24 protein-coding genes are annotated in these 25,969 nt (G+C 71.1%); 6 read left to right on the top strand and 18 right to left on the bottom strand.

What is annotated here, in order from left to right; genetic code table 11:
- Window positions 1-101: 101 nt before the first annotated feature.
- From AABA78_RS37840 to AABA78_RS37850, 3 genes are all read right to left on the bottom strand, one after another.
- A complete protein-coding gene (locus AABA78_RS37840) occupies window positions 102-1,133 on the bottom strand; it encodes a PhoH family protein (protein ID WP_171420788.1) in 1,032 nt (343 codons plus the stop codon).
- Window positions 1,134-1,229: 96 nt separating this feature from the next.
- Window positions 1,230-2,345: a DUF4388 domain-containing protein gene (locus AABA78_RS37845; protein WP_338270384.1), complete on the bottom strand. Its 1,116-nt coding sequence runs from the start codon at window positions 2,343-2,345 to the stop codon at window positions 1,230-1,232.
- Window positions 2,346-2,348: 3 nt separating this feature from the next.
- A complete protein-coding gene (locus tag AABA78_RS37850; RefSeq protein ID WP_338270385.1) occupies window positions 2,349-4,502 on the bottom strand; it encodes a tetratricopeptide repeat protein in 2,154 nt (717 codons plus the stop codon).
- A 106-nt stretch (window positions 4,503-4,608) separates the two neighbouring features.
- Between AABA78_RS37850 and mazG the strand changes: the two genes are divergently transcribed.
- Both mazG and rpsT read left to right on the top strand, forming a co-directional pair.
- Window positions 4,609-5,793 carry a nucleoside triphosphate pyrophosphohydrolase gene (gene mazG / locus AABA78_RS37855; RefSeq protein WP_338270386.1) on the top strand — a complete coding sequence of 395 codons (1,185 nt, stop codon included), beginning with the start codon at window positions 4,609-4,611 and terminating at the stop codon, window positions 5,791-5,793.
- 162 nt (window positions 5,794-5,955) lie between these two features.
- On the top strand, window positions 5,956-6,222 hold the full coding sequence (gene rpsT / locus AABA78_RS37860; RefSeq protein ID WP_338270387.1) for a 30S ribosomal protein S20: 267 nt from the start codon (window positions 5,956-5,958) through the stop codon (window positions 6,220-6,222).
- Between the two features lie 53 nt (window positions 6,223-6,275).
- Here the strand turns inward: rpsT and lptE are convergent, their stop codons facing one another.
- The 3 genes from lptE to leuS form a co-directional block, all read right to left on the bottom strand.
- On the bottom strand, window positions 6,276-6,797 hold the full coding sequence (gene lptE / locus AABA78_RS37865; RefSeq protein ID WP_338270388.1) for an LPS assembly lipoprotein LptE: 522 nt from the start codon (window positions 6,795-6,797) through the stop codon (window positions 6,276-6,278).
- An 85-nt stretch (window positions 6,798-6,882) separates the two neighbouring features.
- Window positions 6,883-7,440, bottom strand: coding sequence for a hypothetical protein (locus AABA78_RS37870; RefSeq protein WP_338270390.1), 558 nt, complete (start codon window positions 7,438-7,440; stop codon window positions 6,883-6,885).
- A 41-nt stretch (window positions 7,441-7,481) separates the two neighbouring features.
- Complete coding sequence (gene leuS / locus AABA78_RS37875; RefSeq protein ID WP_338270391.1) at window positions 7,482-9,983, bottom strand: leucine--tRNA ligase; 2,502 nt, start codon at window positions 9,981-9,983, stop codon at window positions 7,482-7,484.
- A gap of 216 nt (window positions 9,984-10,199) precedes the next feature.
- On the opposite strand from leuS, the gene asnS reads away from it, so the two are divergent.
- From asnS to AABA78_RS37890, 3 genes are all read left to right on the top strand, one after another.
- Complete coding sequence (asnS, locus tag AABA78_RS37880; RefSeq protein ID WP_338270394.1) at window positions 10,200-11,600, top strand: asparagine--tRNA ligase; 1,401 nt, start codon at window positions 10,200-10,202, stop codon at window positions 11,598-11,600.
- A gap of 145 nt (window positions 11,601-11,745) precedes the next feature.
- Window positions 11,746-12,033 carry a hypothetical protein gene (locus AABA78_RS37885; protein ID WP_338270395.1) on the top strand — a complete coding sequence of 96 codons (288 nt, stop codon included), beginning with the start codon at window positions 11,746-11,748 and terminating at the stop codon, window positions 12,031-12,033.
- A 52-nt stretch (window positions 12,034-12,085) separates the two neighbouring features.
- Complete coding sequence (locus AABA78_RS37890) at window positions 12,086-12,289, top strand: hypothetical protein (protein WP_338270397.1); 204 nt, start codon at window positions 12,086-12,088, stop codon at window positions 12,287-12,289.
- A gap of 14 nt (window positions 12,290-12,303) precedes the next feature.
- On the opposite strand, the gene AABA78_RS37895 is transcribed toward AABA78_RS37890, so the two are convergent.
- Complete coding sequence (locus AABA78_RS37895; protein ID WP_338270399.1) at window positions 12,304-13,194, bottom strand: NAD(P)-dependent oxidoreductase; 891 nt, start codon at window positions 13,192-13,194, stop codon at window positions 12,304-12,306.
- Window positions 13,195-13,384: 190 nt separating this feature from the next.
- On the opposite strand from AABA78_RS37895, the gene AABA78_RS37900 reads away from it, so the two are divergent.
- Window positions 13,385-14,692 (top strand): anti-phage deoxyguanosine triphosphatase, encoded by a 1,308-nt coding sequence (locus tag AABA78_RS37900; RefSeq protein WP_338270400.1) that lies wholly within the window; start codon window positions 13,385-13,387, stop codon window positions 14,690-14,692.
- A gap of 13 nt (window positions 14,693-14,705) precedes the next feature.
- Here AABA78_RS37900 and AABA78_RS37905 read toward each other — a convergent pair whose 3' ends face one another.
- The 11 genes from AABA78_RS37905 to AABA78_RS37955 form a co-directional block, all read right to left on the bottom strand.
- Window positions 14,706-16,415 (bottom strand): putative ABC exporter domain-containing protein, encoded by a 1,710-nt coding sequence (locus tag AABA78_RS37905; protein WP_338270401.1) that lies wholly within the window; start codon window positions 16,413-16,415, stop codon window positions 14,706-14,708.
- Entirely contained in the window at window positions 16,412-17,185 is a 774-nt protein-coding gene (locus AABA78_RS37910) for an ABC transporter ATP-binding protein (RefSeq protein ID WP_338270403.1), read from the bottom strand. The genes AABA78_RS37905 and AABA78_RS37910 overlap by 4 nt, the downstream gene beginning before the upstream one ends.
- A gap of 28 nt (window positions 17,186-17,213) precedes the next feature.
- On the bottom strand, window positions 17,214-17,597 hold the full coding sequence (locus AABA78_RS37915) for a response regulator (protein ID WP_338270405.1): 384 nt from the start codon (window positions 17,595-17,597) through the stop codon (window positions 17,214-17,216).
- Between the two features lie 69 nt (window positions 17,598-17,666).
- Window positions 17,667-18,710 carry a chemotaxis-specific protein-glutamate methyltransferase CheB gene (gene cheB, locus AABA78_RS37920; protein WP_338270407.1) on the bottom strand — a complete coding sequence of 348 codons (1,044 nt, stop codon included), beginning with the start codon at window positions 18,708-18,710 and terminating at the stop codon, window positions 17,667-17,669.
- Window positions 18,710-19,582, bottom strand: a complete 873-nt coding sequence (locus tag AABA78_RS37925; protein WP_338270408.1) for a CheR family methyltransferase — start codon at window positions 19,580-19,582, stop codon at window positions 18,710-18,712. Before AABA78_RS37925 ends, cheB begins: the two co-directional genes overlap by 1 nt.
- Window positions 19,583-19,595: 13 nt before the next feature.
- Window positions 19,596-21,590 carry a HEAT repeat domain-containing protein gene (locus AABA78_RS37930; protein WP_338270409.1) on the bottom strand — a complete coding sequence of 665 codons (1,995 nt, stop codon included), beginning with the start codon at window positions 21,588-21,590 and terminating at the stop codon, window positions 19,596-19,598.
- Window positions 21,591-21,765: 175 nt separating this feature from the next.
- Window positions 21,766-22,155, bottom strand: coding sequence for a hypothetical protein (locus AABA78_RS37935; protein WP_338270410.1), 390 nt, complete (start codon window positions 22,153-22,155; stop codon window positions 21,766-21,768).
- 46 nt (window positions 22,156-22,201) lie between these two features.
- Window positions 22,202-22,729, bottom strand: coding sequence for a chemotaxis protein CheW (locus AABA78_RS37940; RefSeq protein WP_338270411.1), 528 nt, complete (start codon window positions 22,727-22,729; stop codon window positions 22,202-22,204).
- A complete protein-coding gene (locus AABA78_RS37945) occupies window positions 22,726-23,289 on the bottom strand; it encodes a chemotaxis protein CheW (RefSeq protein WP_338270412.1) in 564 nt (187 codons plus the stop codon). Before AABA78_RS37945 ends, AABA78_RS37940 begins: the two co-directional genes overlap by 4 nt.
- 34 nt (window positions 23,290-23,323) lie before the next feature.
- On the bottom strand, window positions 23,324-25,570 hold the full coding sequence (locus AABA78_RS37950) for a chemotaxis protein CheA (protein ID WP_338270413.1): 2,247 nt from the start codon (window positions 25,568-25,570) through the stop codon (window positions 23,324-23,326).
- On the bottom strand, window positions 25,567-25,941 hold the full coding sequence (locus tag AABA78_RS37955; RefSeq protein ID WP_120525327.1) for a response regulator: 375 nt from the start codon (window positions 25,939-25,941) through the stop codon (window positions 25,567-25,569). The genes AABA78_RS37950 and AABA78_RS37955 overlap by 4 nt, the downstream gene beginning before the upstream one ends.
- Between the last annotated feature and the right edge of the window lie 28 nt (window positions 25,942-25,969).

Here is a 25,969-nt window from a genome sequence, read left to right on the forward strand (position 1 = left end):
GCGGGTAAACCAACAGGCGACGGTGTGGGCCCACCAACGACTCCACCCCCGCCCCGGCGCATGCCTGGGAGCGGGGGTGGCGGGTGTGCGACGTCTCGACTTCAGCCTTCGGCAGAGGCCTCGGAGGCCGCCTTCTGGGCCTCGGAGCGCTCGTAGGCGCGGATGACCTCCTGCACCAGCGGGTGGCGCACGACGTCCACGTCGGAGAACTCCGAGAAGTGGATGCCGTCGATGTTCTTCAGCACCGAGCGCGCGTGGTTCAGGCCGGACGCCTTGCCCGTGGGCAGGTCCACCTGGGTCACGTCGCCGGTGATGACCGCCTTGCTGTTGTAGCCCAGGCGGGTGAGGAACATCTTCATCTGCTCCACGGTGGTGTTCTGCGCCTCGTCGAGGATGACGAAGGCGTCGTTGAGGGTGCGGCCGCGCATGAACGCGAGCGGCGCCACCTCCACCACCCCCTGCTCCACCAGCGTCTGCGCGCGCTCCACGGCCATCATGTCGTGCAGCGCGTCGTAGAGCGGGCGCAGGTAGGGGTTCACCTTCTCCGCCAGGTCGCCGGGCAGGAAGCCGAGCTTCTCACCGGCCTCCACGGCGGGGCGCGCCAGGATGATGCGCTTGACCTTGCGCTCCTGGAGGAAGGCGACCGCCATGGCCATGGCGAGGTACGTCTTGCCGGTGCCGGCGGGGCCCACGCCGAAGACGATGTCGTGGGCGCGGATGGCGTCCACGTAGCGCTTCTGCGCGATGCTCTTGGGGGCGATCTGCCGGTTGCCGGAGCTCTTGAGGACGGTGCCGAGCATGACCTCCTGCAGCGACTCCGAGCCGCGGCCCAGGACCTTGATGGCCTGCTCCACGTCCTCGCGGTAGACGGTGCGTCCGGCCCGGATCATCTCCTCCAGGTTCTCCACCAGACGTACGGCGAAGGCGACGGCGTCCGCGGGGCCCGACAGGAGCAGTTCCGTACCGCGCTGCCCCACCCGGACCCCCAGGCGCCGCTCCATCAGCTTGAGGTTTTCGTTCTGGTTTCCGCACAGGGCCAGGGTCGTCTCGTTGTCACGGACGTCCACCTTGGCGGAGGTGGGGGTGGTTTCAGCACGAGTGGCGGGCACTTCCAGCGTGGCGGGATTTCGCAATGCGCGTCGTTCCTCGTTCAGTGATCGCTCGCCTTCAAGTTAACGCCGCCCCTCCCCCCATGCCCGCCATCTCACGACGGCGAGCCTGCCTGCGGGCTAGCGCACGGGCGGTAGGAGGATGAACTGCCGGGCGGCCGTGCGGCGGTAATAGTACTCCTCCCGCCACGGGTAGCGCAGTTCCTCCGGAAGCAACAATCCTGCATCCACCAATGCGTCCAGCCGCTCCGGGAGGGTCCCCTTCTCCAGTTGGAACACCTCCAGCGCGGCCTCGATGCGGACGCGCTGCGCGTGGGCAATCTGACGCTGGGCGGCGGGATCACCCAGCCGGGAGGCGCCCGGCTCCTGCCCGCCGGCCCCGACCCAGCGGGTCGCGACGAAGGCCAGCCCCGCGATGACCGCCATGGTCACCGCGACGCGGCCCACGGGGCCCGCCACGCGGGCGACCAGGCGGGTGTCCTCCGGCACGGGCGCGCGGCCCTCCGGGTCGATGGCGCGCACATAGTCGCCCTTGACCAGGTTGTAGAGCGCCTTGCAGGTCTCGAACTCGCCCAGGCCGCAGAGGTCCACCATGCGGCGCAGGTCGCGCCCCACGGCGATCTCCTCGTAGATGTGGCGCTCCGACGGGCCGATGACGCCCAGCTCCCCGCCCTCGTCGGAGTTGCGGGGCGGAGGGAGCGCCTTGACGCGCTCGAAGGTCATGTCGTCGCGGTGGATGCGCTTCCGGATGACGGGCCACTCGTCCACCATCCGGAAGCCCTCCATCAGCACCGTCTCCGCGCGCAGCGGGGTGATGCCGTCGGGGCCGGGCTCCACGGGCTCCTGGACGAACTCGTAGGTGCCCGCCTTCCAGGTGAAGAGGCGGTAGAGCGTCTCCGTCACCTGGAGCTGGGCCATGTGCTGGAAGCGCTCGGCGGTGAGGGCGTGGCTTGCCACCAGCACGTCGCCCAGCCGCTTGAGGGTGCGCTTCTGGACCTCCAGCGCCGCCTCCAGCTGCGTCTCCGTGATGATTTCGGCGCGCACCAGCATGGCGCCGATGAGTTCCTTGCGCTTCCGGGTGAGGCTTTCGGCCTTGATGATGTGGCCGTCCTGGAAGCCGACGCGCACCTCCTGGTCCTTGTTGCGCAGGTGGAGCGTGCCCGTCTTCTGCTGCTGCCCGATGAGCTGCAGGATGTCGCCGATGCCGAAATCCTTGAGGGTGCCCTTGAGAGCCATGGCTCAGGCCTCCCCCCGCTGGAGCCGGCGCAGGCCGCGCAGGGTCAGCAGGTAGACGAAGAAGAGGACCGTGCCCGCGGGCACGAGCTTGAGGTACAGCGGCGCGTCCCCGTACGGGGTGCGGACGAGGCCCCGGTGGAGCACCAGCGCGGCCACCGCGAAGCTGAACACGAAGGCGTAGAGGGCGCCGCGCACCGGCAGGCCCGTGCCCACGTGGCCCGCGCCGGACACCAGCCCGCCCAGCGCGTACGTCACGCGCTTCGTCCAGGCCTGGTGGCGTTCCACCTCGCCCTGCTTGCGCGAGCGGAGCTCCTTGGGCACCTGGCTCTTGCGCGCGTAGACGTGGACGCACTGGCCGCACATCGCGCTGGCCACGCCCAGGTCCTTGTCGCAGCGCTGGCAGACCGCCCGGCCGCACCGCTCGCAGCCGCGCGACGCCTTCATGCGCCAGGAGGCCTCACCGATGACGGCCACCAGGGCCGCGAGCGCCGCGGTCAGACCCCAGCCCACCGGGCCCGCCGGCAGGACGGGCGACAGCCAGCGGCCCACCTGGGACTCCACGCGGGCGCCCTCCGGGGTGCCGTCCGCCAGGTCCATCCAGTCGCGCTCCGGCACCGCCGGAGACAGCAGCAGGCGGTTGAGCAGTGGGCGGTCCTCCGGCGGCGGCTCACGGCGCAGGAGCGAGTCGTCCAGCGACTGCGCGGTGGCGATGGCGGAGGTGGAGCGGTCCAGCTCCTTGCCCAGCTGATCATCCGGCAAGAGCCGGGCCCGGCGCCGGTACACCTGCCCCAGGTTGTAGTGCGGCGCCGCCATGGACGGATCCGCCCTGGACGCCTGCGTGTAGAGGAGCACGGCGCCGTCCACGTCGCCCAGGCCCAGGAGCGCGTTGCCGAAGCGCGTGAGCATCCGCGCGTCGCCTTCCTTCAGGGCGGAGGCGGCCTTGAAGTCCGCCCTCGCCTCCTCCAGGAGGCCCCGGCGGGATTCGTAGTACGCGAGCGCCCCCAGCTCCTGGAAGCGGGCGGTGCGCGCTTGCGCCCGGGCGCGCACCCGGGCCGCCGCGCCCTCCGCGGACAGGCCGCCGCGCTCCAGGAGGTAGACGTCCTCCGCGGGCGTGCCGGCGAAGACGGTGACGCGCGCCAGCGTCCCCGCGGCGAGCGGCATCAGCCCCAGGCCCACGAGCAGCACCGCGGCCACCCAGCGCTCGGCGCGGCCCACGTACAGCGCCACGGAGGCGAAGAGCACGAGCAGCACCGGCACCAGCCCCGCGCCCAGCACGGCGGGCAGCGCCAAGAGCAGCAGGCCCAGCAGGCCCGACTGCCAGCGCGTCACCGCCCGGGGGAACAGGTGGTGGAAGTCATGCAGCGCGTAGCGGATCCGCCGCAGGAAGAGCACCGCGACCACCGCCACCGCCGTGGCCGCCCACGCCGCGAGCACCAGCGCGCCCAGGTCCGTGAGCGCGGGCCTGCGGTAGCGCGCGTCCTTCGCCAGCGTCACGAGCGCGGTCTTCCACTCGCCCAGCGCGCGCGGCACGTTCAGCGGATCCTCCACCACGTAGGCTTCCGCCCGGGCGAAGCGCGCGGCGGGCAGCCCCGGGGACAGGGCCACGGCCACGTCCAGGAGCGCGAGCGCGCCCGTCAGGTCCCCGGCGCGGCGGCGGACCCCGGCCTCGCGCACGAAGCCCATGCTCAGGGGTTCCAGGTCGGAGGCGAGCACCTCCTCGCGCAGCGTGAGCAGCTCCTTCTGGGCCGCCTCCGCCGCCGCGAGGTCGTTGCGCGAGCGGGCCGCCTTCCACTTATCCCAGACCGCCAGCAGCTCCGCGTCCGTCACCTTCGGCGCCATCACCGGGGTGACTGCGGGACGGGCGGGGACGACGACGGGCGGGGGCGCGGGTTCGGCGGGAGCCGCGGGCTTGACGGGCGGCGGGGCGATGACGCGGCGCCGGGTGTCGGGGCGGGCCTCGGGCTCCGGTTCGTCGGCGGGCTCGGAGGCGGAGTCGTCCTGCGGATCCTCGTCGGTGGCACGGAAGACGCTGGGGTCCGGCTCCGGCTCGATGACCTTCTCCTCGATGCGCAGGAGCGGCTCCTGCGTCAACGCAGGGGCACGCGCGGGAACAAGCAGCACGAGGCTGCAACACAGGCCGAGGAACGAGCGGAGCATCCGGGCGTCCGATGATAGGCCACAGGGCGGACGATCCGAAATCATGTGGTGCCCGGCGCCCGTGCTACAGGAGCGCGCGGCGGGGGATTTGCTCGGGAGTGAATGAATGGCGGCGCCTGGAACAGAGCTGGAACGACTGGTGGAGATCATGCGGCGGCTGCGTGCCGAGGGCGGCTGCCCGTGGGACCGCGAGCAGGACCTGCGCTCGCTCCGCCCCTACCTGACCGAGGAGGCCTTCGAGGTCCTGGACGAGATGGACCGCGTCTCCGACGGCGGCCCCTGGCGGCCCCTGTGTGAAGAGCTGGGGGACCTGCTCTTCCAGATCGTCTTCCACGCGCAGCTGGCGGCGGAGCTGGGCGAGTTCACGATGGCGGACGTGTGCGCGGCGATCAGCGACAAGATCACCAGCCGCCACCCGCACGTGTTCGGGGATCAGCAGGTGAAGGGCGCCGAGCAGGTGCTGGCCAACTGGGCGCAGCTGAAGGCGGAGGAGCGCAAGAAGAAGACGGGGCGCGCGGGCTCCGTGCTGGACGGCGTGCCCACCGCGGCCCCGTCCCTGCTGCGCGCCGAGCGGCTCACGGAGAAGGCGAGCCGCATCGGCTTCGACTGGCCAGACCTGGCCGGGGTGCGCGGCAAGCTGGACGAGGAGCTGCGCGAACTGGACGAAGCCATCGCGTCGGGGGGCCGGGACGCCATCGAGCACGAGCTGGGGGACGTGCTGTTCTCGCTCGCGAACCTCGCCCGCTTCGTGAAGACGCCGGCGGAGGACGCGCTGCGCATGGCCACCCGCCGCTTCGTCAGCCGCTTCCAGTACATCGAGGCGAAGCTGCACGAGGAGCAGGTCCCCTTCGGCGGCGCCACGCTGGAGCACATGGAGCGCCACTGGCAGGCCGCGAAGGCCGTGGAGAAGGCGCTGCCCCCGCCGGCCCACCCGCCGCGCGCGTCCGTGGCCACCCTGCGTCTGGCCGTGCCGGACGTGGCGGCCCAGCGGGCCTTCTGGGACACCGTGGCCTCCTGGCTGGGCTGGGCCCCCACCCGTTCACCGGAAGGCACGGCGGCCTACACGGGCGCGGGGCTGGGGCTCGTCTTCACGCCGGGCGCCCAGGCCCCGGCCGGCTCCGCGGTGGCCCTCACCCTGGAGGCGCCCTCCCCGGCCGCCGTGGGCCGGCTCCTGGAGCTGTTCCGGGCCCACCACCCCGAGCGGTTGGTGGCGGGTTCCAGCTCCGCGGCGGGCTTCCAGTTCGCGGATCCGGCCGGGCTGCGGTGGGAATACGCCGCCCCGCCGGCTTGATTCCTCCTGCTCGGGGCCTCCGGGGGCATTCCGGGGGCCTCCCGGGCGTTCCGGAACGGGAAATCCTGATCGCGAACGCACGCGTGCCTTGACGCAACCAGGGCGTCGCAGTAAGGACGGCCACTCTTTTTTCCTTGCCTTGCCTTCCGCTGGAGCATTGCCTTGGCGAACACCAAGTCCGCAGAGAAGCGTCACCGCCAGTCCCTGAAGCGCCGTGCCCGGAACGTGAACGTCCGGACCACCGTGAAGGACGCCGTCAAGTCCGCCCGCGAGGCCATTGCCTCCAAGGACGGTACGAAGACGACGAACGCGCTGAAGGCGGCTTCCAAGACCCTCAACAAGGCGGCCAGCAAGGGCGTCCTCCACAAGCGCACCGCCGCGCGCCGCATCTCCCGGCTGGCGAAGGCCGCCGCGAAGGCGAAGGCCTAGTCAGTCAGTCGTCCCGTCGCACACCGCGCGTTGAGGACCGGGCTCCCCGGTCCTCACCAGGTGCTGGCCAACCGGTCGTATCCGTCGCGCATCAGCGTCTCAGCGAGGCGCGCCAGCGCGGCCTGACGGTTGGCCTCCGCTTCCAGGACGTTCCCGCGTCCCTGGAGGTAGTCCTCGGTCCCCGACACCACCGTCTCCCCGAGCAGTTGCCCCTCCTTCACGAGGCGCAGCCGCACCGTGGTGGAGACGCGGTAGTTGTTGCCGATGATGGTCGGGGACGCCCAGACGTTGAGCACCGCCCCTTCAATCGTGGACGTGCAGCCCGGAGCGCTGGCCAGCCGGCCCGCCTGGACGAGCTGTTGGCGCAGGTAGCGCGTGAAGAGGTTCTCCAGCGCGGGCTCCGGCGTCTCGTTGGCGAAGATGGGCGCGCACACCTGCCCGGTACCATCCGGCAGCGCCGAGCCCCAGGGGCTGAAGCGGTAGCCGCACCCGGCCCCCAGCATCGCCGCCGCCGCCACGCCCCACCGGAACGCCTTCACCGCACCCGCCTGCACCGCGTTCCTTGAGGGCCGCATGGGCGCGCACCCTACCCGCCCGCGATCCACCGTCAAGCGTCGGAGCCAGCCCAGGGACTGCCGCGCATGCCTCCGGCGGCCGTCTTCACATGGGGCCGGCGAAGGGCACGTTGTGCGCGCGGCCCGACTCGGCCAGGCCGGCGCGGGCCTCCTGGAGCCGGGCCTCGCGAGCCGAGCCTCGTGGCGCCATGCCCAGCGGCCACCGCATCCGCGTGCCGTCCTCCAGTTCCACGGTGAGGCCATGGTGACGGTAGAGCCCCGCGAGCAGCAGGCCGAGGACGCCCGCGGCGAAGGCCATGAGCCGTACCGCCTGCGTGGGAGCCCAGAGGAGGCCCAGCGCGGTGAAGGCGAGCAGACCCAGGGCCTCCAGGTACGGCCGCGTGCTCCACTCCAGGCGCCGCACCCGCGTCCACGGCACGTCGAGCGCCGGGCCCCCGCCCGGGCGCCCCTGGAACGACAGCCGTTCGTCGCTCACCGCCAGGGTGCGCCGGTTGCCCAGGTCCAGCGCCAGCGGGGAGACGCGGGGCGGAGGGGCAGAAGCCTCCGGAGCCACGGGGGGCAGGGGTGCCTCCGGCAGCTCCGCGTTGCAGAAGGCACAGCGGCGCCGGGCCGCCGTCTGGGGGCGCCCGCAGGAGGAGCACATGACGAGCACTTCCGCGGGCACTTCCCCTCCCTCGCTTGCCGTCAGCCGACGACGAAGTTCACCAGCCGCTTGGGGACGAAGACGAACTTGCGCAGCGTCTTGCCTTCGAGGGCGGCCTTCACCTTGTCGTCCGCCTCCGCCGCCGCGCGCACCGCCGCCTCGTCCGCGTCCGCCGCCACGCGCACCTCCGCGCGCAGCTTGCCGTTTACCTGCACGGCGTACGGAATCACGTCGTCCACCACCAGCGCCGGGTCGAACTCCGGCCAGGCCTCCGTGACGGTGGACGACTTCGCGCCGTAGGCCTCCGCCAGCTCGTCCGCGATGTGCGGCGCGAACGGGGTGAGGATGCGCGCGAGCAGCCGCATCGCCTCGCCCATCGCCGCCTTCTCCGCGGGCGTCTCCGGCGTGCCCACCGCGTAGAGCGCGTTCACGCACTCCATCACGCCGGCGACGGCGGTGTTGAAGGACAGGCGCTCGATGGCCTCCGTCACGCGCTTGACGCACTTGTGCGCCGCGCGGCGCGTCTCCAGCGCCTTGCCCTCGTAGGGGCCCGAGTGCGTGGCCTCCGCCGAGGAAGCGTGGTGCGTGGCGGCCAGCGTCCACACGCGCTTGAGGAAGCGGAAGACGCCCTCCACCTGCTCGTGGGACCAGTCGAAGTCGCGCTCCGGCGGGCCCGCGAAGAGCACGTAGGTGCGCGCCGTGTCCGCGCCGTACTTCGCCACGATGGTGTTGGGCGCCACGCCGTTGCCGTAGCGCTTGCCCATCTTGCGGCCGTCCGCGCCGTTGACGATGCCCTGCGTGATCAGCCGCGTGACGGGCTCGTCCACCGGAGAGAGCCCGAGCAGCTTCATCACCCGGGTCCAGAACCGGAAGTAGAGCAGGTGCATCACGCCGTGCTCGGGGCCGCCCACGTAGATGTCCACGGGCAGCCAGCGCTTGCCCTCCTTCGGGTCGAAGGGCGCGGCGTCGTACTTCGGCGACAGGTAGCGCGCGAAGTACCAGCAGGAGTCGACGAACGTGTCCATCGTCTCCGCCTCCCGGCGCGCGGGGCCGCCGCACTTCGGGCAGGTCGTGTTGATGAAGGACGGCACCTTCGCGAGCGGCGGCTCACCCTTGCCGGTGAGCACCGCCTGCGTGTCGATGTCCGGCAGCCGCACCGGGAGCTGGTCCTCCGGGACGGGGATGCCCTTGCGCTCCGGGTCGCACTTCTCGCAGTAGACGATGGGGATGGGCGTGCCCCAGTAGCGCTGGCGGCTGAAGCCCCAGTCCTTCTGGCGGTACGTCACCGTCGCCTTGCCCTGCCCCTGCCCCTCCAGCTTCGCGGCCAGCTTCACGCGCGCTTCGGCCGAAGGCATTCCGGTGAAGTCACCGGAGTCCACCAGCACGCCGTCCTCCGTGTAGGCCGCCTCCAGCGTCTCCCCAGCGCCGAGCTTGTCGCCCGTCGCGGGCTGGATGACGACGCGCACGGGCAGCGCGTACTTGCGCGCGAAGGCGAAGTCGCGGGCGTCGTGCGCCGGCACGCTCATCACCGCGCCGGTGCCGTAGTCGCTCACCACGAAGTTGGCGATCCAGATGGGCACCGGCTGGCCCGTCACCGGGTTCAGCGCGTAGCCGCCGGTGAAGACGCCCTCCTTCTCCGCGTCCTCGCCCAGCCGCTCCGTCTTGTTCTGCGCGGCCATCTTCTTCGCGAACGCGTCCACGTCCGCGCGGCGGTCCGCCGTCGTCACCTGGGCCACGAGCTTGTGGTCCGGCGCGAGCACCACGTAGGTGCAGCCGTAGAGCGTGTCCACGCGGGTGGTGAAGACGCGCAGGGCGGCGTCATGCCCCTGCACGCGGAAGTCCACCTCCGCGCCGTCCGAGCGGCCAATCCAGTTGCGCTGGGCGGCGGTGATGCGGTCCGGCCACTCCTTGAGCGTGTCGAGCGCGTCGAGCAGGTCCTGCGAGTACTTCGTGATGCGGAACGCCCACTCGGGCATCTCCTTGTCCTGCACCTCGGAGTCGCAGCGCTCGCAGCGGCCGTCCTTCACCTGCTCGTTGGCGATGACGGTGAGGCAGCCCGTGCACCAGTTCACCTTGCTGAAGCGGCGATAGACGAGCCCGCGCTCCAGCATCTGGAGGAAGAACCACTGGTTCCAGCGGTAGTACTCCGGCTGGCTGGTGTTGACCTCGCGCGTCCAGTCGTAGCTGTAGCCGAGCGTCTTGATCTCCGCCTTGAACGATTCGATGTTCTCGCGGGTGCGGATGACCGGGTGGACGCCGTCCTTGATGGCCGCGTTCTCCGCCGGCAGACCGAAGGCGTCCCACCCCATGGGGTGCAGCACGTCGAAGCCGCGCATCTGGTAGTAGCGCGCGTAGACGTCCCCGATGAGGTAGTTGCGCACGTGCCCCATGTGCATCTGGCCGCTGGGGTACGGCAGCATCTCCAGGACGTACTTCTTGGGGGCGTCCGGACGCCTGCCTGCCCGGAAGAGGCCCTCCTCTTCCCAGCGGGTCTGCCACTTTCCTTCAATCGACTGCGGCTCGTAACGCTCGTTCATCGCCATGGCTCCTCGGACTCTTAGCGGGAGGTAGGACACGCGGGCAACAAGTCTTGGCGCGTCGAAAGCCTGGACGCCCGGCGCCCCGGGGCCCCTGACCGGGAACCCGGGTGGGAGGGGGCCAGGCCGGCCCCAGGCAGGGGGTGGGCCTCGCTCGGTGCTTGCCCTCGGGCCCGGGCGCGACTAACTCGCCTTCCCGGTCTGGAGCAGAGGGAGAGCACCATGCAGGTCGTGAGTGTGAAGAAGGCCCTGTCGGGGGCCGTCGAAGCGGGCTCGAAGGTGGAGGTGCGCGGCTGGGTGCGGACGCGCCGCGACTCCAAGGCGGGCATCAGCTTCGTGAACGTGAGCGACGGGTCGGTCTTCGACCCCATCCAGGTCGTCGCGCCCAATTCGCTGCCCAACTACGAGAAGGAAGTGCTGCACCTCACCGCGGGCGCCTCCGTCATCTGCCGGGGCACGCTGGTGCAGTCGCAGGGCAAGGGGCAGGCCTTCGAGATTCAGGCGGATGAGGTCCAGGTGCTGGGCCTGGTGGACGACCCGGACACCTACCCCATCCAGCCCAAGCAGCACTCGCTGGAGTTCCTGCGGGAGGTGGCGCACCTGCGCGTGCGCACCAACACCTTCGGCGCCATCACGCGCGTGCGCAACGCGGCGGCGCAGGCGGTGCACCGCTTCTTCCACGGTGAGGGCTTCTGCTGGGTGAACACGCCCATCATCACCGCGAGCGACGCGGAGGGCGCCGGGCAGATGTTCCGCGTGTCCACGCTGGACGCGACGAACCCGCCGCGCGGGCCGGACGGGAAGATTGACTGGGGCAAGGACTTCTTCGGCAAGGAGGCCTACCTCACCGTGTCCGGGCAGCTGAACGTGGAGGCGTACTGCCTGGCCATGTCCAAGGTCTACACGTTCGGCCCCACGTTCCGCGCGGAGAACAGCAACACCACGCGGCACCTGGCCGAGTTCTGGATGATTGAGCCGGAGATCGCCTTCGCGGACCTCAACGAGGACGCGCTCTTGGCGGAGCGGTTCCTCAAGTACGTGTTCAAGGCCGTGCTGGACGAGTGCGCGCCGGACATGAAGTTCTTCGAGGAGCGCCAGCAGAAGGGCGTCACGGAGCGGATGGAGAAGTTCATCGGCTCCAGCTTCGAGCGCATCGACTACACGGAGGCCGTCTCCATCCTCCAGAAGGCGAAGAAGAAGTTCGAGTACGCGCCGGAGTGGGGCAAGGACCTCCAGACGGAGCACGAGCGCTACCTCACCGAGGAGCACGTGGGCCGGCCCGTGGTGGTGATGAACTACCCGGAGGCCATCAAGGCCTTCTACATGCGCATCAACGAGGACGGGAAGACCGTGGCCGCGATGGACGTGCTCGCCCCGGGCATCGGTGAGATCATCGGCGGCAGCCAGCGCGAGGAGCGCCTGGACGTGCTGGACGCGCGCATGCGGAAGTTCGGCCTCGATCCCGCCCACTACCAGTGGTACCGCGACCTGCGCCGCTACGGCACGGTGCCGCACGCCGGCTTCGGCCTGGGGTTCGAGCGCCTCATCGTCTACATGTGCGGCCTGCAGAACATCCGCGACGCCATCCCCTACCCGCGCGTGCCGGGCTCCGCGACGTTCTAGTCCGCGCCCCGACGCACTGAAGTCGCACTGAAGTCAGCGAGGGCCTCCCGTGGCGCGTCCCCGGGAGGCCCTTTCTTTTCGGGGCTGGATTGACCGGATCGGGGCCCTGGCTACGTTGGGAACCGTGTCCTGGCATCCGCATCAGGTGGCTCGCTGGCTGAGGCTCGCGCTGGCGTGCGTCGCGCTGGCGCTGGGCGCCGGTGCCTCCGCGCATCCCCTGCCAGGACCCCAGGCGGCGGTCGCGGTCCTCGTCGAGCGGCGCGCTCCCGAGGCCCGGTTCCAGACGGAGGCACCTGCCCGGACCGAGGCGCCCCGGCCGTCATCGCTCCCGCGGGTTCACGCCGGGACGTCCCCTGGCGGCGTTGCCCGGGCCTCGCGGCTCCCGGGGCCGCCGCGCCGCTACTTCCTGCTGCATCGAGCGCTCCTGCACTGAGGGCATCCAGAGGTCCCGTCCCTGGAAGGTCACTCAATCCCTGGAGTTCTCCATGCCGCCGCTCTTGCGTGCGGGACGCGCCTGCTTGCGCGTCCTCAAGGCGGGCCTGCGCAGGTGCATTCGCGCCTGCCGGCTCGTCCTCATCCTCATCCTCGTCATCCTGCCCAATCCCCTGGTGGTGGTCCTGTCCGTCTTCCTCGGGCCCGAGCGCCGCAACCATCCCGCAGAGGTCTTGCGAAAGAAGAAGAAGGAGTAGGCCGCCTTCGCGTTTCAGGCCTTCTTCGTGATGCCCGCGCGCTCCTGGGCGAGCGCGCCGAGCGCGGACCAGTCCTCGTCACCGCGTCCCTGCGCGACGCCGGTGAGGAAGTGGTCGCGCAGGAGGCTGGCCAGCGGGAGGGGCACCTCCGCCGTCCGCCCCGCTTCGAGCGCCAGCGTCACGTCCTTGAGGCCCAGGCGCAGCGCGAAGCCCGCGGGCGTGTACTGCCCCTTCGCGATGGCGCCCGCGTAGTTCTCGAAGATGGGCGCCTTGGCGAAGACGGACTTGAAGACGTCCAGGAACGCGGCGCGCTCCACGCCGCACTTCTCCGCGAGCGCGAAGGCCTCCGACAGGGCCTCCATCATGGATGCGATGAGGAAGTTGCCGGACAGCTTCACCGTGTTCGCGGCGGAGGGCCGCTCTCCCAGCTCCGTGAGGCCGCGCCCCAGGCCTGTGAGCACCGGACGCACGCGCTCTACCTGCGCCTTGGGGCCTGCCGCGACGACCCAGAGCTGCTTGCCCGCCGCTGCTTCCGGCCGGCCGAAGACGGGGGCCGACACGTAGCCCTGCCCCGCGTCCGCGTGCGCCTTCGTCAGGCGCTCCGACAGCGCGACGGAGATGGTGCTGGAGGAGACGTGGATGCCGTTCCTCGGCAGGGCGCTGACGATGCCGTCCTGGCCCAGCACGGCCGCTTCCGCGGCGTGGTCGTCCGCGAGCATGGACACGACGACCTCCGCGTCGCGTGCGGCCTCGGCGGGCGTCTTCGCCACGCGCGCGCCCTGCTGCTTCAGCGGCTCCGCCTTGGAGGCGGTGCGGTTCCAGACGGTGAGTTCATGGCCCGCGCCGGCCAGGTTCTTCGCCATGGGCGTGCCCATGTTCCCCAACCCGATGAAGCCGACCTTCATGAAGATGCTCCCTTTGCAATACCAGCGAGTTAAGGGCAGGCGTCACCCATCAAGCACCTCATCGTCCAGTGACTCGGAAGGTCAATCCAGACCGCATCCAGTAGCCGTTCAGATCTTGGCACGGCGCTACTTTCCTGCCTTTAACAAGCCGACTAGTCTTCTGTGAGTCTACTCCATTTAAGGTGGGTTTATGGATTCTCCATGGGAGCAACGACGTCTACCCGAAAGCCCCCGCAGTGAAGACAGGCGCGATGGGTACGAACGCGATCGGTCACGAATCATCCATTCGGCCGCATTCCGAAGACTCCAGGCAAAAACCCAAGTCCTAGGCATCGGTGAGGGAGATTTCCATCGAACCCGATTGACTCACTCAATGGAGGCAGCGCAAATCAGCAGAGGGCTTTTATATGTCCTTGGTCGCCAAACGCCGGACCTTAAGCGCCACCTGCCTCCGATCCATTTGCTAGAAGCAATTTGCCTTGCGCATGACCTTGGACACCCCCCGTTCGGCCATACCGGCGAGACAGCGCTCAATCTCGCCATGTTGGAACATGGCGGATTTGAAGGGAACGGGCAGACCTTGCGCCTCCTGGCAAAACTCGAAGCCCACACGGAAAATTACGGACTAAACCCAACACGGCGGACGCTCCTCGGCATTCTTAAATACCCGACTTCCTATTCACAGATTAGGAGCGCCGAAACAATCAAGACACCAAAAGACAGATTTGAAATCCGCTGGAACGACTGGAAACCACCCAAGTGCTATCTTGACGACGATAAAGATGTCGTTGATTTCATCTTGGAACCGCTTCCATCTGCCGAAAAATCGCGCTTCACGGAACCCCAGGCACCTGCCACAAAGAACAAGCACGGCAAGCCGAAATGGCAATCGCTCGACACATCAATCATGACGTTGGCCGACGATATTGCATTCGGCGTTCACGACCTTGAGGACGCTGCAGCGCTCGGGCTTATCGAACAAGCAGATATCGAAAATATTGCCTGGGACCCAGAAAGTGAGTGGGCGACCAAATTCGAAGTCAACAAGTCTCTACATAAGGTCTTCTCAAAGAGCCATCACATCAGGAAGCAAGGCACTGGGGCTCTTGTCAATGCTTTTATACAGGCAGCAAAGTGGTCCCAGACGGATGAATTCGAGACCCCTTTGTTGAAATATAACGCTCGACTCACAAGCGAAGCAGACGCTCTCCTGGCCAAACTCAAGGACGTCGAGTTTGAAAGAGTAATCAATACGCACACAGTGCAAACCTTGGAATATAGAGGTGGACACTTGGTCCTTGAGCTCTTCAAGGCGATCGCGGCCGCCCCCGAGAAACTATTGCCTGAAACATTCCGCATGGAACACAAGGCACGCACAGGCAAAGAGGCGATGCGAGTCATCTGCGACTACGTTTCGGGCATGACAGATGAGTTTGCCACCAAGCAGTACGAACGCCTGTTTGTTCCACGGCGGGGCAGTGCACTTTCCCCAGCTTGATTGCGCCAAATGACTACGTCTCTTCCGACACGTCCAGCCGCTCGAAGGCGCGGCCCAGGACGGCGACGCCCAGCGCCACCTCCGCGAACAGTGCTCCCGCCGCCACCAGCCCCGCGAGCGGAACCGCCCAGGGCCCCATGACAGTGAACAGCGGATAGCCCACCAGGAGGGCCACCACCCCCGCGGGCAACAGTCCCAGGAACGTCACCACCAGCGTGCCCACCAGCGTGAGCAGCCGCTGGCCCAGCGCCTCCACGCCGCGCGCCCGCTCGGAGTCCGCTGGAATCCACGCGGGCAGCAGCACCACCGCCGCGTTCTGCACGAACAGCCCCGCGAGCCCCAGCGCCGGCAACACCGGCAAGAGGCCCAGCACCACCGGCGCGGACCACGGCGCGAGCGTCTCGTCGTCCGTGCCCACGCCCAGCACCAGCGCCACGGCCAGCATCACCCACTGCGCCGCGCCCAGCGTCAGCGCGGAGGCGCCCAGCTCCGCGCCCACCACCTGCCGCCCCGTGAGGGGCAGGGCTCGCAATAGCTCCAGCTTGGGCAGGTCCATGCGCAGGTCGGTGCGGAACGCGCTCGGGCCAATCACGGCCATGGCCACCGCGATCATCAGGGCCATGGGCCCCAGGAACTCACGGCTGTTGGAGAACAGCCGCGTGTCCCCCATCAACAGCGCGAACACGGCGCCCATCACCCCGAAGGACAGCAGCATCACCAGCCCGCTGCCCATGCGCCTGCGCGCGATGAGGTTCTTCCAGAGCAGCGCCACCTCGGGACGCCCCCGGGCCTCGAGCACGAAGGGCACGCGGCCTACGCGCAGGTTGGCCGAGCGCGACGCCCGCTGCGCCCGCTGCCGCGTCCGCGCGTCCGCCCCCGCGACCGCCGAGTCCTCGAAGGGGACCTCCACCGCCAGCACCCAGGCGTAGTGCGCCACGAGCAGCGCCAGCGACGCCGGCAGGTAGCGCAGGAAGTCCTGTCCGCTGCGCGCCAGCGACGGAGCCACCAGCGCCCGGCCCGGCCACAGCACCGCGCGAGGCCCGGGTGCGTTGAGCACGTCGCGCAGCCACTCGCGCACGGCGAAGGGCGCGGAGAGGTTCTCCGGCAGCGGATGGTCGCGCAGCGTGGACAGCAGCGTGCCCATCCCCGCCACGAGGACCACCGCCACCACCGTCCACCGCACCGCGCTGCCCCAGCGCCCTCGCGACACGAGCCACGCGCGCACGAAGGACGCCGCGGTGCCGTGCAGGTACAGCGTCCCCATGGCCAGCGCCGCGCCCAGGAAGAAGAGCTCCGGCCGGGGGCTGGTGAAGCGCCCCACGAAGAGGGTCGCCGCCAGCGCCGCGAGCATCGCGCTCAAGAGGCCGCGCAGCAGCTTGTAGTGCAGCAGCGCCTGGCGCGTGACGGGCGCGGTGAAGAAGGTCTGCACCTCCGTCTGCGTGAAGGTCAGCGCCGGCCGGTCCGTGCCCAGCACCCACGCCGTCACCAGCGTGGCCAGCACCGACACCTCCAGCGAGAACTCCGCGAACAGCCTCGCGTTGGGAGACACCGCGCGGCCCGTGCCCTGGACGAAGACGCTGCGGCCCACCAGCGAGTACAGGTACGCGAGCCCCACCGCCGCGCCCAGGAGATAGCGCGGGCGCTTCAGCCGCTGCACCTGGCGCACCACCCGGTTGCGCCACGTCCTCACCCAGAGGAACGCCACCGCGCTCGGGAAGCTCACGCCGGTTCGTTCCCCCGCGCCGCCGCCTCCGCTGACGCCGCGCTGGTGATGCGCACGAACAGCTCCTCCAGCGACGCGCCGTCCCCCGCCCCGCCCGCCATCTGCTCGCGGATCTCCGGCAGCGACCCCAGCGCCACCGCGCGCCCTCCGGCGATGACGAGCAGCCGGTGGCACAGCTCCTCCACCAGCGGCAGCAGGTGCGACGACAGCACCAGCGCCGTGCCCTCTTCCGAGCGGCGGCGCAGCGACGCCTTCATCCTGCGGATGCCCAGCGGATCCAACCCCGTCAGCGGTTCGTCCAGGAGGATGAGCCGGGGCTGGTGCAGGAAGCCGCACGCGATGGACAGCTTCTGCTTCATGCCCCGCGACAGCTCGCCCGGCAGCGACTTCTCCCGTCCGGTCAGCTCCATCTCCTCCAGCAGCGCGCGGCCTCGCGCCTCCCAGTCCTCCACGCCGTAGAGGCGCGCGGTGAAGTTCAGGTGCTCCCAGACGGTGAGGTACTCGAAGAAGCGCGGCTCGTCCGGCAGGAACGCCAGCTGGCGCTTCGCCTCCACCGGCGCCACCGCCAGGTCATGCCCCGCCACCCGCACGCGGCCCACGGACGGCGGAAGGATGCCGGCCAGGCACCGCAGCGTGGACGTCTTGCCCGCGCCGTTGGGGCCCACCAGGCCCAGCACCTCGCCGGGCGCCACCTGGAAGGTCAGCCCGCGCACCGCCCGCACCGCGCCGTACGTCTTCTCCAGCCCCTCGACGTCCAGCGCCGGTTCCATGCGTGCCCTTGGGCCTCCTTGGGAAAGCTCAGCCGAGCTTCAGGAGTTCCTTCACGGTGTCCAGCACCACGCGGGCCTGCACGGGCTTCACCAGGTACGCGGTGGCCCCCAGCGCCATGGCCCGCTCGCGGTCCGCGCTCGCGCCCTCGGTCGTCACGACGACGATGGGCACCGCCCGGTGGTCTTCCGTCTGACGGATGTGGTGGATGAGCTTCAGCCCGTCCATCAACGGCATGTTGATGTCCGTCATCACCAGGTCGAAGCGCCCCTGCGTGGTGAGCTTCTTCAGCCCCTCCACGCCGTCCTGCGCCTCGATGCAGACCACGTCCGTCAGGCGCTGGAGCGCGTACATGATGCTGCGGCGCATGGCCTGCGAGTCATCCACCACCAGCGCGCGGATCTGCTGCGACATGGCCCTCAGCCTACCACCGGCGCACCGCCCGTCCCGGGTTTGTGCGGCGGCTGTCATGCACCCGGCGATTCACTGCCCGGAGGACTGCTTGCGGCGGCGCACCAGCGCGGCCAGCTCAGAACCGATGTCGTCCAGTGGAAGCACCCGGGTCACCGCCCCGGTGGCGATGGCCTCCTTGGGCATGCCGTACACCACGGCCGTGTCCTCGGACTCCGCCCACGTCTCGCCGCCCTCGCGGCGGACCGCGCGCACGCCCTGCGCCCCGTCCGCGCCCATGCCCGTCAACACCACCGCCACCGCGCGAGGGCCCAGCACCTCCGCCGCGCTCTCGAAGAGCCGGTCCACCGACGGGGCGTACTTGTCCGCGGGCACCGGCGACGGCGTGCGCAATTCCAGGCGCCCGGTCCGGTCCGACAGCAGCAGGTGCCGCCCGCCCGGCGCGATGTAGACGTGGCCCGGCGTCACCACGTCGCCCTCGCACGCCTCCGTCACCGTGAAGGGACCGATGCGGTCCAGGCGCTCCGCGAAGGCCCGGGTGAACTGCGAGGGCATGTGCTGGCCCACCAGCACGCTGACGGTCGGCTCGGAGGCCAGCCCCTCCAGCAGCCGCTGCACCGCGGGGGGCCCGCCCGTGGACGCGCCCACGGCGATGACCTGCGGCACCTCGCCCGTCAGCAGGGCGCTGCGCAGCGCGGCCCCGTGGCGTCCGCCGGACTTCACGTGGCGGGTCGCGTGCACCTTGTCGAGCAGCTCGCGCCGCAGCTTCTCCAGCGCCTCGGGGGTGCCCTCGGGCGGCTTGGCGATGAAGTCGAACGCGCCCAGCTCCAGCGCCTTGAGCACGTCCGACTGGTGCGCGTAGCTGGAGATGACGATGACGGGCGTGGGCGACGCGCGCATGAGCAGCCGCAGGAAGGTGTGGCCGCCCAGCCGGGGCATCTCCAGGTCCAGCGTCACCACGTCCGGCTTCAGGTCCAGGACCTTCTTGAGCCCCTCCTCGCCGTCCTGCGCCCAGTCCAGCACCATCACGTCGGAGGCGGACTCCAGCAGCGTGGTGAGCGTGCGGCGGTTGGTGGCCGAGTCGTCGATGACGAGCACCGTGAGCGGACGTGCCATCAGCGGCCCTCCCCGCCCGGAAGCTCGGGCCGGCGGTACACGAGGTCGCCCTTCAGGTGCACCAGCTCGAAGTCCGCGCCCAGGCTGAGCAGGTTCTCCGCGTGGCCCAGCAGCAGGTAGCCGCCGGGACAGAGCCGGTCGCGGATGACGCCCAGCACGCGGCGGCGCGCGGCCTGGTCGAAGTAGATCATCACGTTGCGGCAGAAGACGACGTCCGTGCGCGGCACCAACTGGCTGCCCGCCACGTCCGCCAGGTTGTGGTGGCCGAAGTTCACCCACGCCTTCACGTCGTCGCGCACGCGGACGCGGTTGACACCCACGGGGATGAAGTAGCGCTCCAGCAGGTCCGGCGGCGTCGCGCGCAGCGCGCTGGGGCCGTACTCCGCGCGGCGGGCCACGGCCAGCACGCGGCGCGACAGGTCCGTGCCGATGACCTCCACGTCCCAGTCGTTGAAGCGGCCGCTGTCCTTCAGCAGCATGGCCAGCGTGTACGCCTCCTCGCCGGAGGAACACCCCGCGGACCACAGCCGCAGCCGGCGCGTGTGCGCGTTGCGCTTCTCCAGGATGGGAAGCAGCTCCTCGCAGAAGGCCTTGAGCTGCGCGGGTTCGCGGAAGAAGTACGTCTCGTGCGTGGTGAGGGACTCCACCGCCGCTTCCAGCTCCGCGTGGCGCTGGGCGTCGTAGCGCAGGTAGCGGTGGTAGGAGCCGAAGTCCTGGATGCCCAGCGCCTCCAGCCGGGGCCACAGCCGGCGCTCCATCACGAACTTCATGTTCTCGTGGATGAGGATTCCGCAGTGCGCGTAGACGTGGTCGCGCAGCAGCCGGAACTCCTCCAGCGTCATCTCCGGGCGGCCCTCGTCGAAGCGTGGCATCCGAGTCCTCCCCTCACCGCCCCGACGACAGCCGGGCCACCGCGTCCGCCAGCGCCGCGCGGGCCAGCGCGTCCCGCTCCACCGACAGCGCCTGCTCCAGCGCGAGGAGGCACTCCGGCCGCCCCAGGCCGCCCAGCACGCGCGCCGCCGCCACCCGCACGTCCCAGCGCGGATGGCCCAGCAGCGACACCGCCAGCGCCGCGCCATCCGCCGAGGCCTCCGCCGACGCCAGCGCCGCCAGCGCCGCCTTCACCACCTCCGCGTCGGGGTGGCTGAGCGCGTCCCACAGCACGCCCGCGCCCACCGTCCCCAGCTTCGTCAGGGCCCGCACCGCCAGCATCGCGAGCCCACTGTCGCCGTGGCGCACCAGCGACTCCAGGTCCGCCGAGCGCTCCTTCGCGCCCGCCGCGCCCACCGCCTCCACCGCGGCCACGCGCACGCCGCGGTCCTCGTCCTTCAGCGCGAGCCCCAGGAACGTCGCGGCCTCCTTGCCGCCCTGCTGGCCCAGGGAGCGCACCGCGGCGATGCGCACCCGGGGGGACTCGTCCGCCAGCGCGCCGCGCGCCAGCTCCAGGCCCGCTTCGCCATCCACGCGGCCCGCCGCCTCCACCGCCGCCGCGCGCCAGGAGGCCTCTTCATCGCGCGCCAGCCGCCGCAGCAGGGGCAGCACCCGCGCGCCGCCCAGCCGGCCCAGCACCGCCACCGCCGCGGGCGTCGCGCGCTGCTCCACCGCCGCCTCCAGCGCGGTCAGCGACGCCAGCGGATGCGCCACGGTCAACTGCTCCAGCGCCCGCGCCGCGATGCCCGACAGCGCGGGGTCCGCGAGCAGCTCCACCAGCGGCGCCACGGCCTGCGGCGAGCGCGTGCGCCCCAGCGCCCGCACCACCACCGCGCGCAGGTCGTCCTCCGCCCACTCCAGCAGCGCGCACAGCTCCGGCACCGACGTCGCGTCCACCAGCAGCACCAGCGCCTCCGCCGCCACCGTGCGCGCGGGCAGCGACAGCGTGCCCATGCCCTCCAGCAGGAGGCGCCGTCCGTCCGGTCCCAGCTGGCCCAGCGTGAAGAGCACCTCGCGCAGGAGCCGGTCCTCGCGCGCCACCTCCGCCACCGGCACCGCGAGCGACGCCTCTCCCAGCGCCCCGGCGGCCACCAGCGCGCCGGCCCGCACCTGGACGTCCTCGCCGTCCAGCGCCTGCGCCACGCGCTCCGTCACGCCCGGGATGCCGCCCAGCACCGAGCGCGCCACCGCGTCCAGCTCCCCGCGCTCGTACGGGCCCAGCGCGCCGGCCTGCGTCCCCAGCGCGACGAGGGCCGCCTCTCGCACCGAGCGCACCGGCGAGGCCAGGGCCCGGCAGATGCGCTCCGTGGCCACGCCCGGAGCGTACAGGCCCAGCAGCCGCAGGGCGCTGCGCTGCAACGCCGGGTCCTCCACCAGCGCCATCACCCGCTCCAGCGGGGGCGCGCGCTTGAGCGACGCGAGGCCTTCCAGCGCGGCCAGCCGCAGCAGGGGCGTGGGCGTGTCCAGCAGCCCCTCCAGCGCTCGCGCCGCGGCGGGCCCGCCCATCCGGCCCAGCGCCTCCGCGGCGGCCACGCGCACGTTGAGGTCGCCGTCGGAGAGCGCGCGCAGGAGCACGTCCTCCACCTCCGGGTGCCCCAGCTGTCCCAGGATGTCCGCCGCCAGCTTGCGCTGATCCGGATCCTCGTGCTCCAGCAGGTGCACCAGCGGCTGCGTCGCCACGGGCCCCATGCCCGCCAGCGCCTCGGCCGCCGCGTTGCGTGCGCCCGTCTCGCCGCGCTCCCCCAGGACGGAGATGAGCCGCGCGGTGACCCCCTGCGCGTCCGGCACGCGGCGCAGGCCCTCCGCCGCCGCGTGGCGCACGCGCCAGCTCTCGTCATGGAGTCCGGTGGTGAAGGTCTCCAGGGCCCCGGGCGCGCGCGGATCCACCGCCTGCAACGCCCGGTACCGGGCCTCCTCCTGCCCCGCGGGGGACCGCACCGTGTCGCTCATCCGCCGTCCTCCTTCCGGGGGTCCGTTCCTCGGGGTGTCCGCATCCTGCTTGAAGCGGCGGAGGGAGTCGCGCCCCACGAGGCCGGAACGGAGGCCCGGCGGGCCCATTCCCCGAGGGCCCCTCGCGCCGGGAGGCAACCTGGCGCCGGCCTGGAACGTTCACCTTCACACCCTTTCAGGGGCTCCAGGGCTCCGCGTCCCAGCCCTCCTGCGAGAAGAACCAGAGCGAGTAGACGCCCAGCGCCGTGCCCAGCGGAAAGGTGGGCAGCGCCACGAGGGCGAGCAGCGTGGCCAGCCCCTTGGAGACACGGCGGCCGCGCACCAGCCCCAGTCCCAGGGCGAGCCCCGCGATGGACGCCGCCAGGAGCACGAAGAAGATGGCCGCCATCGCGAGGACCCAAGGGTTCTCCCACACCGGCAGCCGAGGGGCGGACCTCCCGGCGGCGGCGACGAAGCCCAGGGCGGCCGTGACGTACGCCATCGCCCCCGTGGCCAGCAGCATCAACGCGTGGACGAACAAGTAGAAGAACCCCAGCGACTTCCGGTGCCCGCTCAGGTCTCGCATGACGTCCCTTCCTAAATCCGGGGCGCGCACGGCGAAAACGGCGCGCTCACCCCCCGGACGGAGGGCGCGCGTCACGTTCCAGCTCCGCGCGCAGGAGCGCCTTCAGGTCCAGCAGCAGCCGCAGCCGCTCCGGCGGTCCGCACACGCCCACCACGAACGGCGTGCGACCTCCGGACATGAGCGCCGGCGCGGGCTTGATGTCGCCGCGGCGCACGCGCAGCACCTCCGCCACGCGGTCCACTCGCGCCACCACGCGGCGCGCGCCCAGCCGGCACACGAGCATCCGCGTGCGCCGCGTCTCCTGCGCGGGCTGACCCAGCAGGCGCCGCCGCAGGTCCACCACCGGGAGCATCGCGCCGCGCAGGTGCAGCACGCCCTCCACGAAGGCGGGCGCGTGCGGAATGGGAATCACGCGCTGGGGCGGGAGGATCTCCTCCACACGCATGATGTCCAGCACGTACTCCTCGTTGCCCACGAAGAAGGCGCACAGCTGCACCTCGGCTTCGGCCACCGGCGCGTTGCCGGGAACGTCGCCGCGCGGACGGCGGGTCAGCAGGTTCACGGGGTCCGTCATGGGGCGAGCGCCTGCTCCGGATCCAACAGGATGTAGAGCTGCGAGCCCTTGCGCCCCAGCCCCGCCACGCAGTCGCGGTCCCCGCGCAGCCCCGCGGGCGATAGCTCCACCATGGACGGCTTGAGCCGCACCACGCCCGCCACCGAGTCCACCCACACGCCCGCGGGCCCGTCGTCCATCTTGAGCACGAGGATGCGCGCCTCCCGGGGCGGCAGGCCCGCGTCCGGCCCCGCCACCAGCGGCGGAGCCTCCGCCAGCCGCAGCCGCAGCTTCACGTCGTAGACGGGCAACAGCTCCCCGCGCAGGTTCATCACGCCCAGCAGGTGCGGCTCCGCGCGCGGAATCTCCGTGAGCAGCGGCACCTTGCAGATCTCCCTCACCGCGAGGATGGGCACCGCGTAGCACTCGGATTCCAGGCGGAAGGCGAGGTACTCGACCGGCTCCTCCTCCAGCAGCGGCGGCGCCAGGTCGTCACTGCCCGCGGCGAAGTCCAGCAGGCCGCCGACGTCCTCGTCCGGGCGGTAGAAGAACGCGTCGAGCAGGGCTTCGAAACGGGACACGGCCGGGAGGATAGCAGCCCCCGGCGCGGACGCCTCAAGCGCGGCGCCGCTCGTGCGCGATGCCCTCTTCCAGGAGTTCCGCGACATCCAGCACCAGGACGGTGCGCCGGTTGCCCAGGTCGGTGGCGCCGGAGATGCCCTTCACGCGGCTCAGGCGGCCGCCCAGGGGCTTGGTGACGATGTCCTGCTGGCCGAACAGCTCGTCCACCGCGATGCCCAGCCGCTGCTGCGCCAGGCCCACCACGACGACGAAGTGGCGGTTCACCTCGCGCTCCGGCAGGTGGAACAGGCGCCCCAGCCGCAGGAAGGGCAGCGTCTGGCCGCGCAGGTCCAGCACCTCGCGGCGCTCCACGGTGCGGATGTCGCGCGGCTGCACGGAGAGGATCTCCAGCACGCTGTTGAGCGGCACCGCGTACGTGCGGCCGCTGACGCCCACCACCAGCGCGCGCACGATGGCCAGCGTCACCGGCAGCGTCAGGTGGAAGGCCGTGCCCTTCCCGCGCTCGCTCCACACGTCGATGATGCCGGAGAGGTTGCCCAGGTTGTTCTTCACCACGTCCAGGCCCACGCCCCGTCCGGAGAGCGAGCTGACGCTGGAGCGCGTGGAGAAGCCCGGCAGGAAGATGAGGTTGAGCAGCTCGCGCCGCGTCATCTCACTGACCTGCGGCGGGGTGACGAGCCCGCGCGCGAGCGCCACCTCGCGCACGCGCACCTCGTCGATGCCGGAGCCGTCGTCGGACACGCTGATGACGACGTGGTTGCCCTTCTGCTCCGCGCGCAGCCGCACCACCGCGCGCCGGGGCTTGCCCGCGCCGAGCCGCGCCTCCGGCCCCTCCGCGCCATGGTCGATGGCGTTGCGGATGAGGTGCATCAGCGGGTCGCTGAGCTCCTCGACGATGAGCTTGTCCAGTTCCACCTCGCCGCCGGAGCTGACGAAGTCGATCTCCTTGCCGGCCTCGCGGGCAATCTTGCGCACCAGCCGCGCCAGCTTGTCGAAGACCTGGCCCACCGGGACCATGCGCGCTTCGAGCAGCCCCTCCTGGAGCGCCTCCAGCTTGCGCTCCAGCTGCCGCGTCTCACGCGACAGCTCCTGGCCGAAGAGCTTGGACAGCGCGACCGCCCCGTCCTGCCGGGACGTCTCCGCCAGCCGCTGGAGGTTCGCCTTGATGAGCAGCAGTTCGCCCACCATGTTGATGAGCCCGTCCAGCCGCCCGATGTCCACGCGCACCGTCTGCGTGAGCGAGCGCAGGGACGTCTCTTCCGGCTTGGGACGGCCCGCGGGGATGGGCGCGGACGCGGCGGCCTGGAGCCCGACCACGGTGGGCGGAGGCGACACCGCCCGCATGCGCGGAGGGCTCCCCCCCGGAATCGCCGGCACGGTCGCGAGGCTGGTGGACGTCACGGCCGGCTCGGAGTCCTCGTCGGAGTCCTCCTCGTCGGTGTCCGCGAGCAGGACCTCCGCGTCGGCCTCTTCGCGCCCGGGAGCCGGCGGGGGCACGTCGAACGCGGGCCCCGCCGCACCTTCCCCTGGCTGGCGCACGGACAGCGGGGCCAGCTCCGCGGGCGTGCCCCGGAGGCCGTCCTCCAGCGCCTGCGCGCCGACCTTCGCGCCGAAGATGAGGTCGAACGCGATGCCGTTGGCGCCGCCCGGCCGCGACGAGGGCAGCGTGCTGATGACCTCGCCCAGGGGCTTGAGGCGCGCGTTCAGGTCCGCGAGCCCCTGGTCGAAGTCCGTGAGGTCGAACGCCGCGCGCACCCGCCACAGGGACACCCCGCGCCGCACGTTCTCGCGCAGCCGGTGCTCCTCGTACTCGGTGAAGACGGCGCGCACCGTCGCGTCCAGCTCCAGCCGCTCCAGCGGATCCTCTTCCACGGCGGGCGGAGGCGAGCCCAGCCGCGCCATCCGGTCCTCCATGGCCCGGGTGCGCTGGGTGAGCTCCTGGCCCTCCTCGGTCCGGGACGCCTCCCCGAGCAGCGCCTGGAAGGTGTCCAGCGCGTCCACCAGCGTGTCCAGGACCCCGTCGTCCAGCGTCAGCCGGCCCAGCCGCAGCCGGTCCAGCAGGTCCTCCGCCGCGTGCGCCAGCTGGCTGATGCGCTCCTGGCCGAAGAGGCCCGACAGCCCCTTGAGCGAGTGCGCCGCGCGGAAGATGCCGTTGATGTGCTCCGGATCCGCCTCCTGCCCGCGCGCCTCGTCCAGCGCCAGCAGGTCGCGGCCCAGCGCATCGAGGATTTCCGTGGCCTCGGCGACGAACTCCGCCAGCGCCTTGCCCCCGGGCGTCACAGCGGCTTCAGGAAGCGCCGCAGGAGCGCCTCCAGGTCCTCCGGCTGGAACGGCTTCACCAGGTAGCCGGCCGCGCCCAGCGCCATGCCCCGCGAGCGGTCCTGCTCACGCCCCTCGGTGGTGACGATGATGAGCGGCACGTCCCGGTAGTTGGGGTTCTTCTTGACGAAGTTGATGAGCTCCAGCCCGTTGATGTCGGGCATGTTGATGTCGGTGATGATGAGGTCGAAGCGCTGGCGGGGCAGCAGCTTCAGCGCCTCGAAGCCGCTGGCGGTGGTGACGGCCTCGACGCCGTCCACGGCCTCCACGGTCGCGGCGATGTGCTCGCGCGACACCTTGGAGTCCTCGACGATCAACACCTTGAACTTCATCGCGCGCGCCTCAGGGCCCGGATGCTAG

It is taken from the genome of Corallococcus caeni (assembly GCF_036245865.1).
Taxonomy (GTDB): Bacteria; Myxococcota; Myxococcia; order Myxococcales; family Myxococcaceae; genus Corallococcus; species Corallococcus caeni.

Excerpts from the sequence above, each read along its gene's own strand:
- AABA78_RS37845 (WP_338270384.1), bottom strand. The coding sequence starts at position 2,345 with ATGGCTCTCAAGGGCACCCTCAAGGATTTCGGCATCGGCGACATCCTG.
- AABA78_RS37850 (WP_338270385.1), bottom strand. The coding sequence starts at position 4,502 with ATGCTCCGCTCGTTCCTCGGCCTGTGTTGCAGCCTCGTGCTGCTTGTT.
- mazG (WP_338270386.1), top strand. The coding sequence starts at position 4,609 with ATGGCGGCGCCTGGAACAGAGCTGGAACGACTGGTGGAGATCATGCGG.
- lptE (WP_338270388.1), bottom strand. The coding sequence starts at position 6,797 with ATGCGGCCCTCAAGGAACGCGGTGCAGGCGGGTGCGGTGAAGGCGTTC.
- AABA78_RS37870 (WP_338270390.1), bottom strand. The coding sequence starts at position 7,440 with ATGTGCTCCTCCTGCGGGCGCCCCCAGACGGCGGCCCGGCGCCGCTGT.
- leuS (WP_338270391.1), bottom strand. The coding sequence starts at position 9,983 with ATGGCGATGAACGAGCGTTACGAGCCGCAGTCGATTGAAGGAAAGTGG.
- asnS (WP_338270394.1), top strand. The coding sequence starts at position 10,200 with ATGCAGGTCGTGAGTGTGAAGAAGGCCCTGTCGGGGGCCGTCGAAGCG.
- AABA78_RS37890 (WP_338270397.1), top strand. The coding sequence starts at position 12,086 with ATGCCGCCGCTCTTGCGTGCGGGACGCGCCTGCTTGCGCGTCCTCAAG.
- AABA78_RS37895 (WP_338270399.1), bottom strand. The coding sequence starts at position 13,194 with ATGAAGGTCGGCTTCATCGGGTTGGGGAACATGGGCACGCCCATGGCG.
- AABA78_RS37900 (WP_338270400.1), top strand. The coding sequence starts at position 13,385 with ATGGATTCTCCATGGGAGCAACGACGTCTACCCGAAAGCCCCCGCAGT.
- AABA78_RS37910 (WP_338270403.1), bottom strand. The coding sequence starts at position 17,185 with ATGGAACCGGCGCTGGACGTCGAGGGGCTGGAGAAGACGTACGGCGCG.
- AABA78_RS37915 (WP_338270405.1), bottom strand. The coding sequence starts at position 17,597 with ATGTCGCAGCAGATCCGCGCGCTGGTGGTGGATGACTCGCAGGCCATG.
- cheB (WP_338270407.1), bottom strand. The coding sequence starts at position 18,710 with ATGGCACGTCCGCTCACGGTGCTCGTCATCGACGACTCGGCCACCAAC.
- AABA78_RS37925 (WP_338270408.1), bottom strand. The coding sequence starts at position 19,582 with ATGCCACGCTTCGACGAGGGCCGCCCGGAGATGACGCTGGAGGAGTTC.
- AABA78_RS37930 (WP_338270409.1), bottom strand. The coding sequence starts at position 21,590 with ATGAGCGACACGGTGCGGTCCCCCGCGGGGCAGGAGGAGGCCCGGTAC.
- AABA78_RS37935 (WP_338270410.1), bottom strand. The coding sequence starts at position 22,155 with ATGCGAGACCTGAGCGGGCACCGGAAGTCGCTGGGGTTCTTCTACTTG.
- AABA78_RS37940 (WP_338270411.1), bottom strand. The coding sequence starts at position 22,729 with ATGACGGACCCCGTGAACCTGCTGACCCGCCGTCCGCGCGGCGACGTT.
- AABA78_RS37955 (WP_120525327.1), bottom strand. The coding sequence starts at position 25,941 with ATGAAGTTCAAGGTGTTGATCGTCGAGGACTCCAAGGTGTCGCGCGAG.